Origin of the sequence: Congregibacter variabilis (genome assembly GCF_045689235.1) — a bacterium.
Classification (GTDB): Bacteria; Pseudomonadota; Gammaproteobacteria; order Pseudomonadales; family Halieaceae; genus Congregibacter; species Congregibacter variabilis.
This window is the reverse complement of sequence record NZ_CP136864.1, coordinates 177,105-192,153: the sequence shown is the minus strand read 5'-3', so window position 1 is coordinate 192,153 and position 15,049 is coordinate 177,105. Positions and strand designations below refer to the sequence as shown.

The window sequence follows — 15,049 nt, the reverse complement described above, 5'->3', positions numbered from 1 at the left end:
CGGCCGCGACCTCAGGCACGAAGTTAACTAACGGGATAATTAGGTGCTTCTTTGGTAATCGACACATCGTGAACATGGGACTCGGACATACCTGCCGCCGTCACGCGCACAAAACGCGGTCGGCTGCGCATGGTCTCTATATCCGGACTACCGGTATAGCCCATCGAGGAGCGAACGCCGCCCATAAGCTGATGAATAATCGCTGTAGCGGAGCCCTTATAGGGCACCCTGCCCTCGATACCCTCGGGAACCAGCTTCTCGGCACCTTTACTGGCGTCCTGAAAATAGCGATCCGAAGACCCCTGATTCCCGGCCATGGCCCCCAAGGAACCCATACCTCGATACGATTTATAGGTTCGCCCCTGATAGAGCTCGACTTCGCCCGGCGCCTCTTCGGTGCCGGCAAGCATGCTACCCATCATCACCGCATGTGCACCTGCAGCAATGGCTTTGGCAATATCGCCGGAAAAGCGAATACCGCCATCGGCGATTACCGGAATATCGTAGGCGCCTTTTAGTGCCGCCACCGCGTCGGCAATCGCCGTAACCTGAGGTACGCCAATACCAGTAACAATTCGCGTGGTACAAATGGAACCAGGTCCAATCCCCACCTTTACCGCATCAGCGCCAGCTTCGGCCAGAGCCAGGGCAGCCTCACCGGTCGCGATGTTACCGCCGATGATCTGAACACCTGGGTAGTCGGCCTTTATCATGCGAATTCGCTGCAACACGTTGCGAGAGTGTCCATGTGCTGTATCGACCACCAGGACGTCCACACCGGCTTCAATCAGGGCAGCAACGCGCTCGTCCGTATCTGCGCTGGTACCTACTGAGGCACCCACACGCAACCGACCAAAGCCGTCTTTGCAGGCCCGGGGATAATTTTCGGCCTTATCGAAGTCCTTCACTGTGATCATGCCCCGCAGATCAAACTTGTCATCCACCACCAGGATCTTCTCGATACGATGTTGATGCAGAAGCCGCTGTACCTCAGCCGAATCGGCACCTTCATTGACGGTCACAAGCTTCTCTCGGGGTGTCATCAGTGATGCAACAGGCTTATCCATCTCGGTTTCAAAGCGCATATCGCGCCGCGTCACGATACCCACCAGATCCTCGCCAGCCAGAACCGGCACTCCAGAAATGCCGTTTGCCGAGGTCAATTCGATGAGTTGAGCCAGCGTGGCGTCCTGCTGAATGGTGATAGGGTCTTTAACAACACCGCTTTCGTATTTTTTAACGCGCAGAACTTCCGCGGCCTGCTCGGCAATACTCATACTTTTATGGATGATGCCGATACCGCCCTCTTGGGCCATCGCGATCGCTAGGCGGGCTTCGGTGACTGTATCCATGGCGGCAGACACCAGTGGCAGATTCAGGCTAATCTCTTTGGTCAGCCGGGTCTGAAGCGAAACATCGGTCGCCACCACCTCAGAATAACCGGGCAGCAGGAGTACATCATCGAAAGTCAGCGCTTCCTGATCGATACGCAACATAATGTGTCCTCCAGACGCAGTTTGGTCAAGTAAACTCGCTATTATAAAACCTTAGAGCCCTCGGCGTAATACCACAGAGGCAAGCAAGTGCAAATAGTTGTAACAAGCTGTAACGTTTCATGACTGAGACTGACGCGACTACGCTCACCCCCAGTCAGCTCAATCGACAGGTACGCAGCCTGTTGGAGAGCCACTTTAGCTATGTATGGGTCGAAGGCGAGCTATCGAACCTCGCTCGCCCATCCTCCGGACACTGGTATTTCACTTTAAAGGACGATAAGGCGCAGGTTCGCTGCGCCATGTTCAAAAACTACAATCAGCGGCTGCGGTTTAACCCTGGCAACGGTGATCAGGTCCGATTGCGAGCGCGGGTGTCCTTGTACGAGGGTCGCGGAGAATTTCAGCTGATAGGCGAGTTCATGGAGCCCGCCGGCGCCGGGGCGCTGCAGGCGCGTTTTGAAGCCCTTCGAAATCAACTTCACAAGGAAGGGCTCTTCGATGCCGCGATTAAGAAGCCCCTACCCCGCTCTACCGCGCATCTCGCAGTCATAACATCCCCCACCGGCGCGGCTTTACAGGACATCCTTCACGTCCTGGCGCGACGCAACCCCGCAATACGCGTCACAGTGCTTCCGGTATCTGTTCAGGGTGCAAACGCTGCCCCGGAGATCTGTCAGGCCTTGCTCGACGCCAATACATACGCGTTATCCAGGGATGACTGTGACTTTGACGCGGTGATTTTGGCCCGCGGCGGAGGCTCTTTAGAAGATTTGTGGGCTTTCAATGACGAGGCGCTGGCCAGGGCAATCGTTGCAAGTGAGCTACCCGTGGTGTGCGGAGTCGGCCACGAGGTGGATGTCACCATCGCCGACTTCGCCGCCGATGCCCGAGCGCCTACACCCAGCGCAGCCGCGGAGTTGCTCAGTGAGGATCGAGAAGAGTTACTTGCACAGCTGGAGCAGGCGCACAGACGTCTTCGCCGGGCGATGCAGCACCGTCTGGAGCGCGCCAGCCTGCAGCTTAAGCAACTGCGGGTACGCCTGAGACACCCCGGTGACCGACTTCGCGAACAGTCTCAGCGTCTTGACGACCTTGAGAGGCGATTGCACCGGACCATACGTCTTCGTTTGGACCAACTTCGCCGAGAACATCATGTGCTTCGCGAGCGCTTGCAGGCGAATTCACCACGACGCCGAATAGAGCAACACCAAGAGCGCCTGGAGCGGCAGCAAGGCGCTCTAAAAGTCGCCATGGGGCAAAAAATTGCCTGGACCAAGCAGGCGCTGGAGCGCAGGGAACAGGTGCTTGCAAGTCTCAACCCCCTGGCGATTTTAGAGCGCGGCTACTCCATACTCAGTGATGAACAAGGCGCGGTTGTACGCAGCAGTACTGATGTAACGGCACAGCAAAAGCTCTACGCGCGGCTGGCCACGGGCAGTCTGGAGTTGCGCGTTGAAGCGCTGAGAGCGAAGGACAGCAAAAAGAAAAAAGCGTAAGCAGTAAAAAGCCAGAAAAAGCCCAAGCGGCTGAGCAGAAAAACAGACGGCGTCCACGACGCCTCACCACCGCTCGGTCAGTATTTGGCTGGCAATCGCGTGTTAATAATAATGTGGCGGCCCTCGAAGCGAATGTACTCGCCAATGGTGAGGTCCTTCAGAATACGCGCCACCATCTCTCGAGATGCGCCGACGCGGTCAGCAATATCCTGCTGAGTGAGCTTCTCACCGATGTATAGCGTGCCGTCGCCCCGCTCTTCGGACAGATCCATCAGCACATTCGCAACCCGGCCATAAACATCCTGCAGTGCAAGACTCTTAACATCCGCCGTCAATTTACGTACCCGGGACGCAAGATTAGCAATCAATTTGCGAGAAATGCTCGGGTGCTCTTCAAGCACTCGGTTAAAGTCTTCTTTATAAATGATGCAAAAATTGCACTTTTCGACCGTCCTTACGGACGCTGATCGCGTTGAGTCGTCCAGCAGTGCAAGTTCACCAAAATAATCACCCTCACCCTGGGTGTTCATGATGAACTCTTTGCCATTCTTGTCGCTGCAGTAAACCTTCACCTTTCCGGCTTCGATAACGAACAGCGAATCCGCCGGGTCATTCTCATGAATGACCACAGTGTTCTTTGGGAAGGACCGACTAGTACTGCTATCGGCAAGCGCCGTCAGCTCGTCGTCTGAGAGACCCTGAAATATTTCTACTTGCTGCAACATGGACTACGCTTCGGCCACCCGTGCTTGTCTGCTTTCGCGATACGCTCATGTTACCTCAAATTTTCGACAGTGCGCATCTACTACGTTGAACTCTCTTCCCCGAAGATTGCCACGGTCGCTATACTCGACAAAACGAGAACGACAGGCATTGATATGCATGCACAACATGCTCGGCCAACTTACGGGCGCCCCGCGTGAGTGATAACAGCCATCTGGGCGACGCTGAAGCGATCGAAATCGCCGTGCAGTCCGCAACCTCGACCCAGAGCATACGCACTGCGCTACGCTCGGCGGTCCTTGAGATTGGCGCGCTGTCCTCTTCAGACCTGCCCAAGCTCGATGAAGATGCCGAGCAGGACTGGTCTGCCCTTGTCGCCTGCGCAGCCAATATAGCCCCACTCCTTGAGCAGGAGACCGAAGATACTCATGAGCTGCGCAATCTAGCGGGGGCCCTGCGGGGCTATGCTGAGATGCTTGGCGAAAGCGTCCCTGAACCCACAGCAGCCTTGCAAAGCGCCATTACCAGTGTGCTTGAGGGCACCAACGAGAGCGCTCTTTCTGGCGCTACAGGAAACGCCGAGGCTGTGGAACAGATCGCCGGACTGACCGGCGAACCAGGATTCATCCTCGCTGTAGATGATCGTGAAGAGAACCGGGAATTATTGGCGCGCTACCTGACTCGCAGCGGTCATTTTGTAGTTACAGCCCCCGGTGGCGCCGAGGCGCTGGAAATGCTCGCCAACGCAGATGTTGATGTGGTTCTACTAGACCGAATGATGCCCGGCATGGATGGCCGAGAGGTACTTCGGCGTATAAAAGCAGAGCCCAAACTGCGTGCGACCCCGGTCATCATGATCTCCGGGGAACAGGACATGCAGGGTATTATCGAGTGCATTGAAGCGGGCGCAGACGATTATCTGTTCAAGCCGTTTAATCCCGTCTTGCTCCAGGCCAGAATCAAGGCCGGCATTGAACGCAAACAATGGCACGATCGTGAGCAGTTGTATCGAGATCAGCTGGAACGTAATGAGCGCTTCATTCGCGCGACTTTCGGGCGCTATCTCTCGGATGACATCGTCACTGAAATTCTCGAACGTCCTGAGGGCCTTGAGCTCGGCGGCGACCTTAGGGAGGTCACGATCATGATGTCCGATATCCGGGGCTTCACAACCATCAGCGAGCAACTACCACCGGACCGGGTGGTGAGCATGCTTAATCGCTACCTGGGCGCGATGACTGACATCATTCTTGAGTATGGCGGGACTATCGACGAGTTTCTTGGCGATGCCATTCTCGCCGTTTTTGGAGCCCCCCGGCGCCACGATGATGACCCGGATCGCGCCGCGCGCTGTGCACTGGCCATGCAGGCCGCAATGGCAGAAATCAACGTCGCAAATCGCAAAGACGGCCTGCCGGAGCTCGAAATGGGCATCGCTTTGAATACCGGCAACGTCATCGCCGGTAACATCGGCTCGGAGCGTCGAAGCAAGTACGGCTTTGTCGGACATGCCATGAATGTGACCTCCCGTATAGAGGACGTTGCGCAACGCGGCGAGATACTCATAGCCGACTCCACCCGTCAGGCATTGGGTGCCGCTTACGCTTTAGGCCCAAGTCGCGAAGTACAGGCCCCGGGACTGGACGAGCCCCTTGTAGTTCATCCGCTGGAGCGTGAACTCCTGTGACTGAGAAACAACTGCTTTTAGTCGAAGACAACGAGCTCAATCGGGACATGCTCAGCCGCCGGCTCAAGCGTGCTGGTTTTCATGCACAGATAGCCGAAGACGGCGCAAAAGCTCTCGCACTCATTGAGTCTGAACGCCCGGCTCTAGTGCTATTGGATATGAACCTGCCGGTGATCGACGGATGGTCTGTCTGCCGTCAGGTACGCGCAAACCCGGAACTGGCAGACACACCTATTATTGCCCTCACCGCACACGCTATGTCAGAAGACAGAGACAGGGCGTTGGAAGCAGGTTGTGATGATTATGCAACCAAGCCTGTGGACTTCCCGGCTCTGCTAGAAAAAATCGCCCGGTTACTGGAACGATGAGTCTTCGCCGGCGCCTCACACTCTCGCTGTTTACGATTCTGATTCTGTTCGCCATCAACGTCGGCACGCATTTCTGGGGTAGCTACGCGCGAAGCGAAAGTATGGTGGCCTATCGACAGGCAGTCACCGCCGGACAGCTATCCACGGAGTTGGCCAAGCAACTGGAAGACCAGAGACAGAAAATCCTCGTTCTGTCGACACTTCGGGAGAATACTGATGACCGGCTAGCTGACGCAGATCAGCGCAGTGCCTTAAACAGTATCGCTGCCACACGAAGCACCGTGGAAGCCCTCGGCGGCATGGGTAGCGATGTCACCGCTTTGCAATTCAATCTTTTACGCGAAAGCAGCGCACGACTGTTGAGCCGCTGGCGGGCGTTTTACGACAACTACAACGACCCCCAGTGGCAGTCCGATGTTGATGACCCTATCCCCTATCTCGAAGCCAGCCAACGGCTGAAGGAACTTGAGCAGCGTCAGGCTTTTATCGCCGTGCAACGTGCTAACGTTATCGACCGCACCATCGCGCTTACCGACCGCATAACGGTGCTGGGGTTTATTGCTTCCATATTCCTGACTGCGACCCTGGGCTTCTTTTTGGTTCGCTATACCAACGACAATCTGAAACGCCTAAAACGCGGCACTCAGCGCCTGGGCGCCGGAGAGTTGGACTACCGTATCGAAGACATTGATGATGATGGGGAACTGGGTGATCTAGCGACGGCATTCAACAGCATGACGGATAAGCTTAGGCGAGCCATTGATGAAGAAAAAGATGCCAAGCTCAGCGCAGACGAAGCCAATGCAGCAAAGTCACGATTTCTGGCCAACGTTAGTCACGAACTGAGAACACCGCTTAATGCCATCATAGGCTATAGCGAAATGCTGCATGACGAATTGGATGATCAAACGCCCATTGACCGTAATCAGTACCAGAATGACCTCGACAAGATAGTGCTCTCGGGACGCCAATTACTCGGTTTGATCGACGATATTTTGGATCTTTCCAAAATTGAAACAGGAAAAATGACACTGGTGCGAGAACAGTTTCATCCAGGCGAAGCGCTCACCATGGCCGTAGATGCTCTGGCTCCGCTACTGCGAAGAAACGGCAATGTATTGCAGTGCGGGGACTTTAGTGGTCTTCCCACGATCAACAATGACGCGGTGAAATTTCGCCAGATTATCGTCAATCTGCTGAGTAACGCCGCCAAGTTTACCCAGCAGGGTGTCATCAAGGTGAGTGCATCATTTTCTCAGGCAACTGAGCGGTTAGAAATTGCGGTGAGCGATACCGGCATCGGCATGACCACGGAGCAACAGGCGCTAGTCTTTGAAGCTTTTGTGCAAGCTGAAGATACTACCAGTAACCTCTATGGGGGAACCGGATTAGGGCTGGCGATCTGTCGGGATTTTTGCGCGTTGATGGGCGGTGAAATCCGCGTCGCCAGCGAGCCCGGTGAGGGCTCAACCTTTACCGTCAGTCTTCCGGTTGGCCCAGAGTTAACTCCCGAAGACGCTTGAGGGCCTGCTCCCGCTTATCGAGGTCCTCCTGCAACATCCCCGCCCGGCTTTCCAGATCCCAGATGTGGCGCTCCATCAACACAAAGGACTCTAGGGCCTGCTGCATCAGTACAATGCTGTGATGTTTGTGGCCATCGGGCTCTCGAGACTGGAGATCTGTGTACGCTTGCAGCGCCGCATCCACATCGTAAAAAGGACTACTGGGTAGCATACTCACATAGGCTATAGCGAGGTCGCCTTCCCATTGCGCCATGGGTGCTTGCTCGAGCCGCTGATAGCGCTGGAAGTACTGCACAGATTCAATGTAGTCGCCATCGGCAAGTGTCTCCATGCCGCGCTCAAGAAAAGTTCGGTCGTTCTCTGGCGCTGCCTGACAAACACAGCTGTCCGATTCTTCCGGCAAGTTGAGTGTGAGCTTAACGTCTTCTGGCGACCGCTCTTCCGGGGGAGCCGGCTCCGGGGGCGCGGCCGCGCAAGCCGCAAGTACTGCGCTTAAGGCAAGAATAATGAGCTTTTTAGACATATCATTAAGTTCGTAATAGGTCGTTATCCGAGTGTAGCACCAGCACGCGATGGAAAATCACTCCGGGCGCATATGGGGGAACAGCAACACATCGCGGATAGAGGCAGAATCCGTGAGTAGCATCACCAGTCGATCAATACCTATACCCTCTCCGGCGGTAGGCGGCATACCGTATTCCAGAGCTCGAACATAGTCCGCATCAAAGTGCATGGCCTCTTCGTCGCCTGCATCCTTCTGCTCCACCTGCTCCTTAAAACGCTGGGCCTGATCTTCGGCATCATTTAATTCACTAAAACCATTGGCGAGCTCCCTTCCGGCCACGAAGAACTCAAAGCGATCGGTTACAAAAGGATCGTCATCATTACGACGTGCCAAGGGGGATACCTCCGTAGGATAGGCGGTAATAAACGTCGGCTGCTCCAGGCGGTGTTCAGCGGTCTTTTCAAAAATTTCAATCTGAATTTTTCCAAGGCCCCAGGCTTTGTGAACTTCTATACCTAAATCTTTGGCGACGCTTTTAGCTAATTCACGCTCGCAAATATCAGACAGGCTGAGTGAAGGATTGTAGGCAAGAATCGCCTCGGTAACCGTCATACGAGCAAAAGGCTTTGAAAAATCGAAAACCTGTCCCTGGTAAGCCACCTGCTGGGAGCCCAAAACCTCTTCGGTGAGGCCTCGGAGCATGCTCTCTGTCAGGTCCATAGCATCCTGGTAATCGGCATATGCCCAGTAATATTCCAGCATGGTGAACTCGGGGTTGTGTCGCGTAGACAAGCCCTCGTTTCTAAAGTTTCGATTGATTTCGTACACGCGCTCGAAGCCGCCCACCGTCAGGCGCTTGAGATACAACTCCGGAGCGATACGCAGATACATGGTTAGATCCAGCGCATTATGGTGTGTCACAAACGGCTTTGCTGCCGCACCACCGGGAATCGGTTGCATCATGGGGGTTTCAACTTCCATGAAATCCCTAGCATCCATAAACTTTCGAATGTAGCTGATTACTCTCGAACGTATGCGAAACACTTCCCGAGAACGCTCATTAACAATCAGGTCGACGTAGCGTTGGCGGTATCTTAGCTCTTGATCAGCAAGACCGTGATACTTATCCGGCAGGGGTCTGAGGGCTTTCGTGAGCAAGCGTGCCTCTTGCATATTGATGTACAAATCCCCTTTGCCGGAACGGTGCAAAGGCCCCCGGGCAGCGACGATATCGCCAAGATCCCAGCTCTTGATGCTGGCAAGCGTTTCTTGGCTGAGGCCTTTGCGATCCACATACAATTGGATCTGACCCTCACCATCCTGAATCAACAAAAATGCGCCTCGATTGCGGATCAGGCGACCTGCCACCGCGAACTCCTCGTTGCGCTCCTCCAGAGCGGCCTTCTCTTGTTCAGCGAAATCCTGCTGCAACTGTCCCGCTGTGGCAGTGCGTCGAAAATCGTTGGGAAAGGGGTTGCCCAATTCGCGCAAACCATCGAGCTTGCCGCGACGCTCTGCGATCAGCTTGTTCTCGTCCTCAGGTGCAGGCGCCACTTTGTTGTCTTTGTCACTCATAGTCTCTTTCCGGTCACAGACCGCTCTTCAGCGAAGCTTCGATAAATTGATCGATGGCGCCGTCAAGCACCGCCTGAGTATTACTGGTTTCTACATTGGTGCGTAAGTCCTTGATCCGTGAAGCATCCAGAACATAGCTGCGAATCTGGCTACCCCAGCCAATGTCGGCCTTATTGTCTTCCATGACCTGCTTCTCGGCATTGCGTTTGAGAATCTCCATCTCATACAGCTTGCCTCTGAGCAGTTTCATCGCGTTATCTCGGTTCTGATGCTGCGATCGCTCTGTCTGACATTGCACGACGATCCCCGAGGGGTTGTGGGTTAAACGCACCGCCGAGTCGGTCTTGTTGACGTGCTGCCCGCCCGCACCGCTGGCTCGGTAAGTATCTACCCGAAGATCGGCTGGATTGATTTCGATTTCAATATTGTCATCGATCTCTGGCGCTACAAATACCGACGCAAAAGACGTATGCCGGCGATTACCCGAATCGAAAGGCGACTTTCGAACAAGGCGATGCACACCTGTCTCAGTGCGCAGCCACCCAAAGGCGTACTCGCCAGTGAACTTGATAGTCGCGCTTTTGATCCCCGCAACGTCACCGCCAGATGCCTCTATGAGCTCCGTGTTGAATCCCCGGGACTCGCCCCAGCGAAGATACATGCGCAGAAGCATCTCTGCCCAGTCTTGGGCCTCGGTCCCGCCAGAGCCAGACTGGATATCAAGAAAGGCGTTGTTCGCATCCATCTCGCCATTGAACATCCGGCGAAACTCAAGCTTCTCCAAAACTTTAAGCAGCTCCTGAATCTCCTGCTCGAGATCACTCACTGCCGCCTCGTCATCTTCCTCTGAAGCCATCTCCAGTAGATCGAGCGTGTCAGCAGCGCCGGTATCCAGCGCATCGATAGAGCTTACGATAGCCTCAAGAGACGAACGCTCACGGCCAAGCTCCTGAGCTCGCTCAGGATCGTCCCAAACGCTGGGTTCGGCGAGCTCCAGCTCTACTTCTGAGAGACGTTCGCGACGTTGGTCAACGTCAAAGATACCCCCTAAGCACGTCAGTACGCGCCTCGATATCCTTGAGACTTTGAATGAGGGGGTTAATTTCCAGCATGGGAATAGCTCTTCAAAAAAGGGCGTTATTCTAACCTGCAAGCTCCCAAAGAGACATCCTCAGGCAGCTTCGATTTGCTCCACCAACAGCTGCAGGCGACGCTCACCGCGAAATTGATTGACGTCCAGGCGATATGCCAACCGCACCTGAGTCACCGAAGGGTCCGGCCAACGTTCGGTATCCACGCCAAAAGCAATCGCCTCCAAAGGCGTGCCATCGCCTGGCTTGGCGAGACTCATTTTGAGATGCCGCTCACCAACGATACGCTGACTACGCAGCTCGAAGACACCGTCGAATAACGGCTCAGGGAAAAGCTGCCCCCAGGGACCAGCGCTGCGGAGCATCTGGGCGGTGGCAAGATCAAAGTCAGTGGAGGCCAATTCGCCGTCACTATCGATCACGGGATCAAGGTTTAAACCGCCGGATGTTTCGACGGCGTCGGTGAACGCCTGGGCAAAATCATCATAATGAGCTTCGGGTAAAGAAAGCCCCGCCGCCATCGCATGTCCGCCAAAACGATCGATAAGACCCGGGTGCCGAGTCGCCACTAAATCCAGGAGATCTCGAAGGTGCATGCCGGGGATTCCCCGGCCAGAACCCTTTAGCTCTCCTTCATCACTGCGCGCAAAGGCGATCACCGGCCGATGAAATCGATCCTTGATCCGGGAGGCCAAAATACCAACCACACCCTGATGCCAACCCGGGTCATGGAGAACCAATGCTGCAGGCAAATCGCTGTCTCGCAAATCCAGGGCAGCCAATGCCAAAAGGGCTTCCTGCTCCATGCCACGCTCAATGCGCTGGCGCTCTCGATTCATGCTATCCAACTGCAATGCGATATTGCGCGCCTGTCGGGGGTCCTCGCAAAGCAGGCACTCTATTCCCAGAGACATATCATCAAGTCGCCCCGCCGCATTGAGCCTGGGGCCTGCGGCAAAGCCCAGATCACTCGCCACTACTACCGAAGGGTCTCGCCCGGCCACGCTTAGCAGCGCAGCGATCCCCGGACGGGCACGACCACTGCGCATGCGCAGTAGCCCACCTTCCACCAAAATGCGGTTATTGTGATCAAGAGGCACCACATCAGCCACCGTGCCAAGAGCCACCAGGTCAAGAAAGGACCCCAGATGTGGCTCCTCCAAATCCCGCGTTACAAACCAGCCCTGGGCTCGCAGTCGCGTGCGTAGCGCAAGGAGCAGATAAAACATGACCCCAACCCCAGCCAGCGCTTTGCTCGGAAAGCGGCAACCGGCCTGATTGGGGTTCACAATTACTGCAGCGTCAGGAAGCTGCTCACCGGGAAGATGATGGTCGGTGATAAGAACCTCGATTCCCGCAGCATTCGCAGCGGCAACCCCATCAATAGACGAAATGCCATTATCTACCGTGACAATTAGATCGGGTTTTTTTTCCTTTGCAAGAGCGACGATACCTGGAGTCAGTCCATAGCCAAATTCAAAGCGGTTTGGCACTAGATAATCAACGGCTGTAGCGCCAAACTGGCGCAGAGCGGCGATTGCCAGGGCGGTGCTCGTTGCCCCATCAGCATCAAAATCTCCCACGATGAGGATTCGCTCTTGTTTCTCCAGAGCCCGCTGCAGGCGCTCGGTCGCCGCATCAAGACCTGCCAACAACTCGGGCGGATGAAGTGCGGCGAGACTGAGGTTCAGCTCTTCGGAGTCCCTGACACCTCGAGCGGCATAGACGCGTGCAAGAATGGGCGACAAATCGCTAAGACCATGGCCCCCGGCGCTCTCACGCCGCCGAATAGTGCGAGTCGGGCGCGACAATCAAGCGCCCAAGTGCGCGGACATAAATCGATGTACTTCAGCCATATCGTTGGGAAGCACATCAAAATGTTCATCCAGATCAAAAAGATCTGACAAATGTGCCGGCAGCGTTGGCACAGCAGCCACCCCAGAGCGCTCAATCGCGCCGGGAAACTTGGCCGGATGTGCCGTCGCCAAGGTCACCCAGGGCACACCGGACTTTGCATCGGCAAGCGTAGCCGCAGCGTAACCAATGGCGCTGTGCGGATCGAGGAGATATCCAGTCTTCTCCCAGACATTGGAAATACATGCCAGCGTTTCGGCATCATCAACCCGGTGACTTGCAAACATCGCTCGGGCATTGGACATTGCCGCCTCTGAAAGAGCGATATCACCATCGTCAAACGCCGCCATAAGCGCAGCAATTGCCGACGGATCCCGATCATAAAGATCAAACATCAGACGCTCAAAGTTGCTCGACACTGTAATATCCATACTCGGCGACAAGGTGTGCTCCAGAGCCTGACGCGCATAGTCACCACTGCTCAACAAACGATGCAACACATCGTTTCGGTTGGTGGCGATCATCAGTTGGGCAATGGGCAATCCCATTTTTGCAGCGAGATAACCAGCGAAAATGTCGCCGAAGTTGCCCGTTGGCACCGAGTAAGCTGCTGCGCGATGCGGAGCGCCCAAAGCGAGCCCCGCATAAAAGTAATACACGATCTGAGCCATGATGCGCGCCCAGTTAATCGAGTTAACCGCTACAAGGCTGCGGCCATCGGGTAGAAAGCTTTGATCCCGAAAACTTGCTTTGACCATCGCCTGGCAATCATCAAAATTACCTTCGATCGCCAGGTTGTGAATCGTAGGCCCACTGAGAGTCGTCATTTGCCGACGCTGCACATCAGAGACCCTGTTGTGGGGGTGCAAAATAAAGATATCGATGTTCTCGCAGCGCTGACAGCCTGCAATCGCCGCAGAGCCGGTATCGCCAGAGGTTGCCCCCATGATCACGACTTTTTCGCCGCGACGTTTCAGCGTGGCGTCCAGCAGTCGACCCAGAAGCTGCAAAGCAAAGTCCTTGAAGGCCAGAGTCGGGCCGTGAAACAGCTCAAGCACCCATTGGTTATGTTCAAGTTGAACCAGAGGAGCCACAGCCGAATGACGAAACACCGAATAAGTGTCATCAATGATTTCTCGCAACTCCTCACTGCTAAAGGCTTCATCCACAAAGGGAAGGAGAATGCGATGCGCAAGGGACGGGTAATCCAGCGATGCCATTTCCTCAAGTTGTTCTGCACTAAAGCTTGGGAGACTTTCGGGCACATACAGACCCCCATCGCTGGCAAGTCCGGTCAGTAAAACCTCTTCAAAGCTCAGTGCAGGCGCAGTGCCGCGGGTACTGATGTAGCGCACAGGATTCCCCCTAGTTCTGCGATTCGATACGAATGCAGTGTGGCGTTTGAGTGACCGCGGGAAGCGCCGCAATTGCGGTCACTGCCCGACGCAGGGCGTCTTCACGCGCACTATTAGTCAACACAACCACCGGTACAGTCGCCGCAGCGCCCTTTGGCGGCTTTTGAATAAGCGCCTCAATGCTAATGCCCTCAGCACCCAAACAATTGGCCAGCTGCGACATAACACCGGGGCGATCTTCGGCTTGCAAGCGCAGGTACCAAGCAGTGCACACTGAATCCATCGGCATTACGGGCTTAGCGCGTAGCGCCCCCACCGGAACACCCAAGCAGTGCACAGAACCGCCCTCGGCGCGAGCAATGTCGACCAGATCCGCCACCACCGCAGAGGCTGTAGGTAAGCGCCCGGCACCTGCACCGGAGTAAACCGTCTCACCGGCAGCGTGGCCGTGCAGGCACACGGCGTTAAGCACTCCATCTACGCTGGCCAGCAGGGTGTCCTTGGGAAGCAAGGTTGGATGCACGCGAAGCTCCACAGCATCGGCATGCTCCTTGGCGATACCCAGATGCTTGATTCGATAGCCCAACTCGTCGGCAAACTGAATATCCGCAGGAGTCACCCCACTGATACCCTCGCAGAACACTTCAGAGAAGTTAAGGGGCGTTGCAAAAGCCATGGCAGCCAGGATGCTGAGCTTATGGGCCGCATCAACTCCCTCTACATCGAAGGTCGGGTCTGCCTCGGCATAGCCCAAATCCTGGGCCTCAGCCAAGACCTCATCGAAGGGTCGCTGATGCGCGCCCATTTCGGTGAGAATAAAGTTACCCGTGCCGTTAATAATGCCTGACAGCTCTGTGACCGCATTGGCCGCCATACCATCACGCAAGGCTTTGAGGATTGGTACACCGCCTGCTACCGCCGCCTCGCACAGCAAGCTCTGGCCGTATTCTTCAGCAAGTGCCAGCAGCTCGTTTCCGTGCTCGGCGATCAGGGCCTTGTTTGCGGTCACGACCGATTTACCCGATCGCAATGCCGTTTCGACAATCTCTTTGGCCAGCGTCGTACCACCGATACTCTCTACGACCACATCCACGTCATCTGCGCGTGCCACTTCCAGAAGATCGCGGTGCACCGGTACATCGCCGGTGGGGCAGTCATCCCGATCACGGCGCGCACCAACCCGCGTTAAACGAAGCTCTCGTCCCGCCCGGGAGCTGAGAAGGTCGGACTGACTGTGCAGCAGCTCGATGGTGCCACCACCGACCGTGCCATTTCCGCAGACCCCAATACGCAATGCGCTCATGCTCTTCTATTTCCCCGAAAAATTTTGTTTTGCCTGCCTTGCCCGCAACACCGATAAAACCTGCCGTTAACTG

At 55.5% G+C, this 15,049-nt stretch carries 12 protein-coding genes; 4 read left to right on the top strand and 8 right to left on the bottom strand.

The annotated features are described in order from the left end of the window. Positions 1-23: 23 nt before the first annotated feature. Entirely contained in the window at positions 24-1,496 is a 1,473-nt protein-coding gene (gene guaB / locus R0135_RS00830) for an IMP dehydrogenase (protein WP_407348371.1), read from the bottom strand. A gap of 119 nt (positions 1,497-1,615) precedes the next feature. Here guaB and xseA point away from each other — a divergent pair, with 119 nt between their 5' ends. After that, entirely contained in the window at positions 1,616-2,992 is a 1,377-nt protein-coding gene (gene xseA, locus R0135_RS00825; protein ID WP_407348370.1) for an exodeoxyribonuclease VII large subunit, read from the top strand. A gap of 77 nt (positions 2,993-3,069) precedes the next feature. Here the strand turns inward: xseA and R0135_RS00820 are convergent, their stop codons facing one another. After that, a complete protein-coding gene (locus tag R0135_RS00820) occupies positions 3,070-3,717 on the bottom strand; it encodes a Crp/Fnr family transcriptional regulator (protein ID WP_407348369.1) in 648 nt (215 codons plus the stop codon). 194 nt (positions 3,718-3,911) lie between these two features. Between R0135_RS00820 and R0135_RS00815 the strand changes: the two genes are divergently transcribed. The 3 genes from R0135_RS00815 to R0135_RS00805 are packed head-to-tail and all read left to right on the top strand — an operon-like array spanning position 3,912 to position 7,293. Next, positions 3,912-5,402, top strand: a complete 1,491-nt coding sequence (locus R0135_RS00815) for an adenylate/guanylate cyclase domain-containing protein (protein WP_407348368.1) — start codon at positions 3,912-3,914, stop codon at positions 5,400-5,402. Next, the gene (locus tag R0135_RS00810) at positions 5,399-5,770 is read left to right on the top strand and encodes a response regulator (RefSeq protein ID WP_407348367.1); all 372 of its coding nucleotides are present in this window, start codon (positions 5,399-5,401) and stop codon (positions 5,768-5,770) included. Before R0135_RS00815 ends, R0135_RS00810 begins: the two co-directional genes overlap by 4 nt. Then, on the top strand, positions 5,767-7,293 hold the full coding sequence (locus R0135_RS00805; RefSeq protein WP_407348366.1) for an ATP-binding protein: 1,527 nt from the start codon (positions 5,767-5,769) through the stop codon (positions 7,291-7,293). The genes R0135_RS00810 and R0135_RS00805 overlap by 4 nt, the downstream gene beginning before the upstream one ends. Here R0135_RS00805 and R0135_RS00800 read toward each other — a convergent pair. The 6 genes from R0135_RS00800 to R0135_RS00775 all read right to left on the bottom strand — a co-directional run bounded on the left by R0135_RS00800 (position 7,250) and on the right by R0135_RS00775 (position 14,976). After that, positions 7,250-7,816, bottom strand: a complete 567-nt coding sequence (locus tag R0135_RS00800; protein ID WP_407348365.1) for a hypothetical protein — start codon at positions 7,814-7,816, stop codon at positions 7,250-7,252. The genes R0135_RS00805 and R0135_RS00800 overlap by 44 nt on opposite strands. 57 nt (positions 7,817-7,873) lie before the next feature. Further along, positions 7,874-9,373, bottom strand: coding sequence for a lysine--tRNA ligase (gene lysS / locus R0135_RS00795; protein WP_407348364.1), 1,500 nt, complete (start codon positions 9,371-9,373; stop codon positions 7,874-7,876). 13 nt (positions 9,374-9,386) lie between these two features. Further along, a protein-coding gene (prfB, locus tag R0135_RS00790) for a peptide chain release factor 2 (RefSeq protein WP_407348363.1) occupies positions 9,387-10,485 on the bottom strand; the annotation gives its coding sequence in 2 pieces (ribosomal slippage) (positions 9,387-10,409 and positions 10,411-10,485; 1,098 coding nt in all). A gap of 59 nt (positions 10,486-10,544) precedes the next feature. Continuing rightward, complete coding sequence (recJ, locus tag R0135_RS00785; RefSeq protein ID WP_407348362.1) at positions 10,545-12,275, bottom strand: single-stranded-DNA-specific exonuclease RecJ; 1,731 nt, start codon at positions 12,273-12,275, stop codon at positions 10,545-10,547. Continuing rightward, positions 12,276-13,673 carry a threonine synthase gene (thrC, locus tag R0135_RS00780; protein ID WP_407348361.1) on the bottom strand — a complete coding sequence of 466 codons (1,398 nt, stop codon included), beginning with the start codon at positions 13,671-13,673 and terminating at the stop codon, positions 12,276-12,278. It lies immediately after the preceding gene. A gap of 10 nt (positions 13,674-13,683) precedes the next feature. Then, complete coding sequence (locus tag R0135_RS00775; RefSeq protein WP_407348360.1) at positions 13,684-14,976, bottom strand: homoserine dehydrogenase; 1,293 nt, start codon at positions 14,974-14,976, stop codon at positions 13,684-13,686. Positions 14,977-15,049 lie beyond the last annotated feature (73 nt).

Coding starts and splice junctions, on each gene's coding strand:
- guaB (WP_407348371.1), bottom strand. CDS start 1,496: ATGTTGCGTATCGATCAGGAAGCGCTGACTTTCGATGATGTACTCCTG.
- xseA (WP_407348370.1), top strand. CDS start 1,616: ATGACTGAGACTGACGCGACTACGCTCACCCCCAGTCAGCTCAATCGA.
- R0135_RS00820 (WP_407348369.1), bottom strand. CDS start 3,717: ATGTTGCAGCAAGTAGAAATATTTCAGGGTCTCTCAGACGACGAGCTG.
- R0135_RS00805 (WP_407348366.1), top strand. CDS start 5,767: ATGAGTCTTCGCCGGCGCCTCACACTCTCGCTGTTTACGATTCTGATT.
- R0135_RS00800 (WP_407348365.1), bottom strand. CDS start 7,816: ATGTCTAAAAAGCTCATTATTCTTGCCTTAAGCGCAGTACTTGCGGCT.
- lysS (WP_407348364.1), bottom strand. CDS start 9,373: ATGAGTGACAAAGACAACAAAGTGGCGCCTGCACCTGAGGACGAGAAC.
- R0135_RS00775 (WP_407348360.1), bottom strand. CDS start 14,976: ATGAGCGCATTGCGTATTGGGGTCTGCGGAAATGGCACGGTCGGTGGT.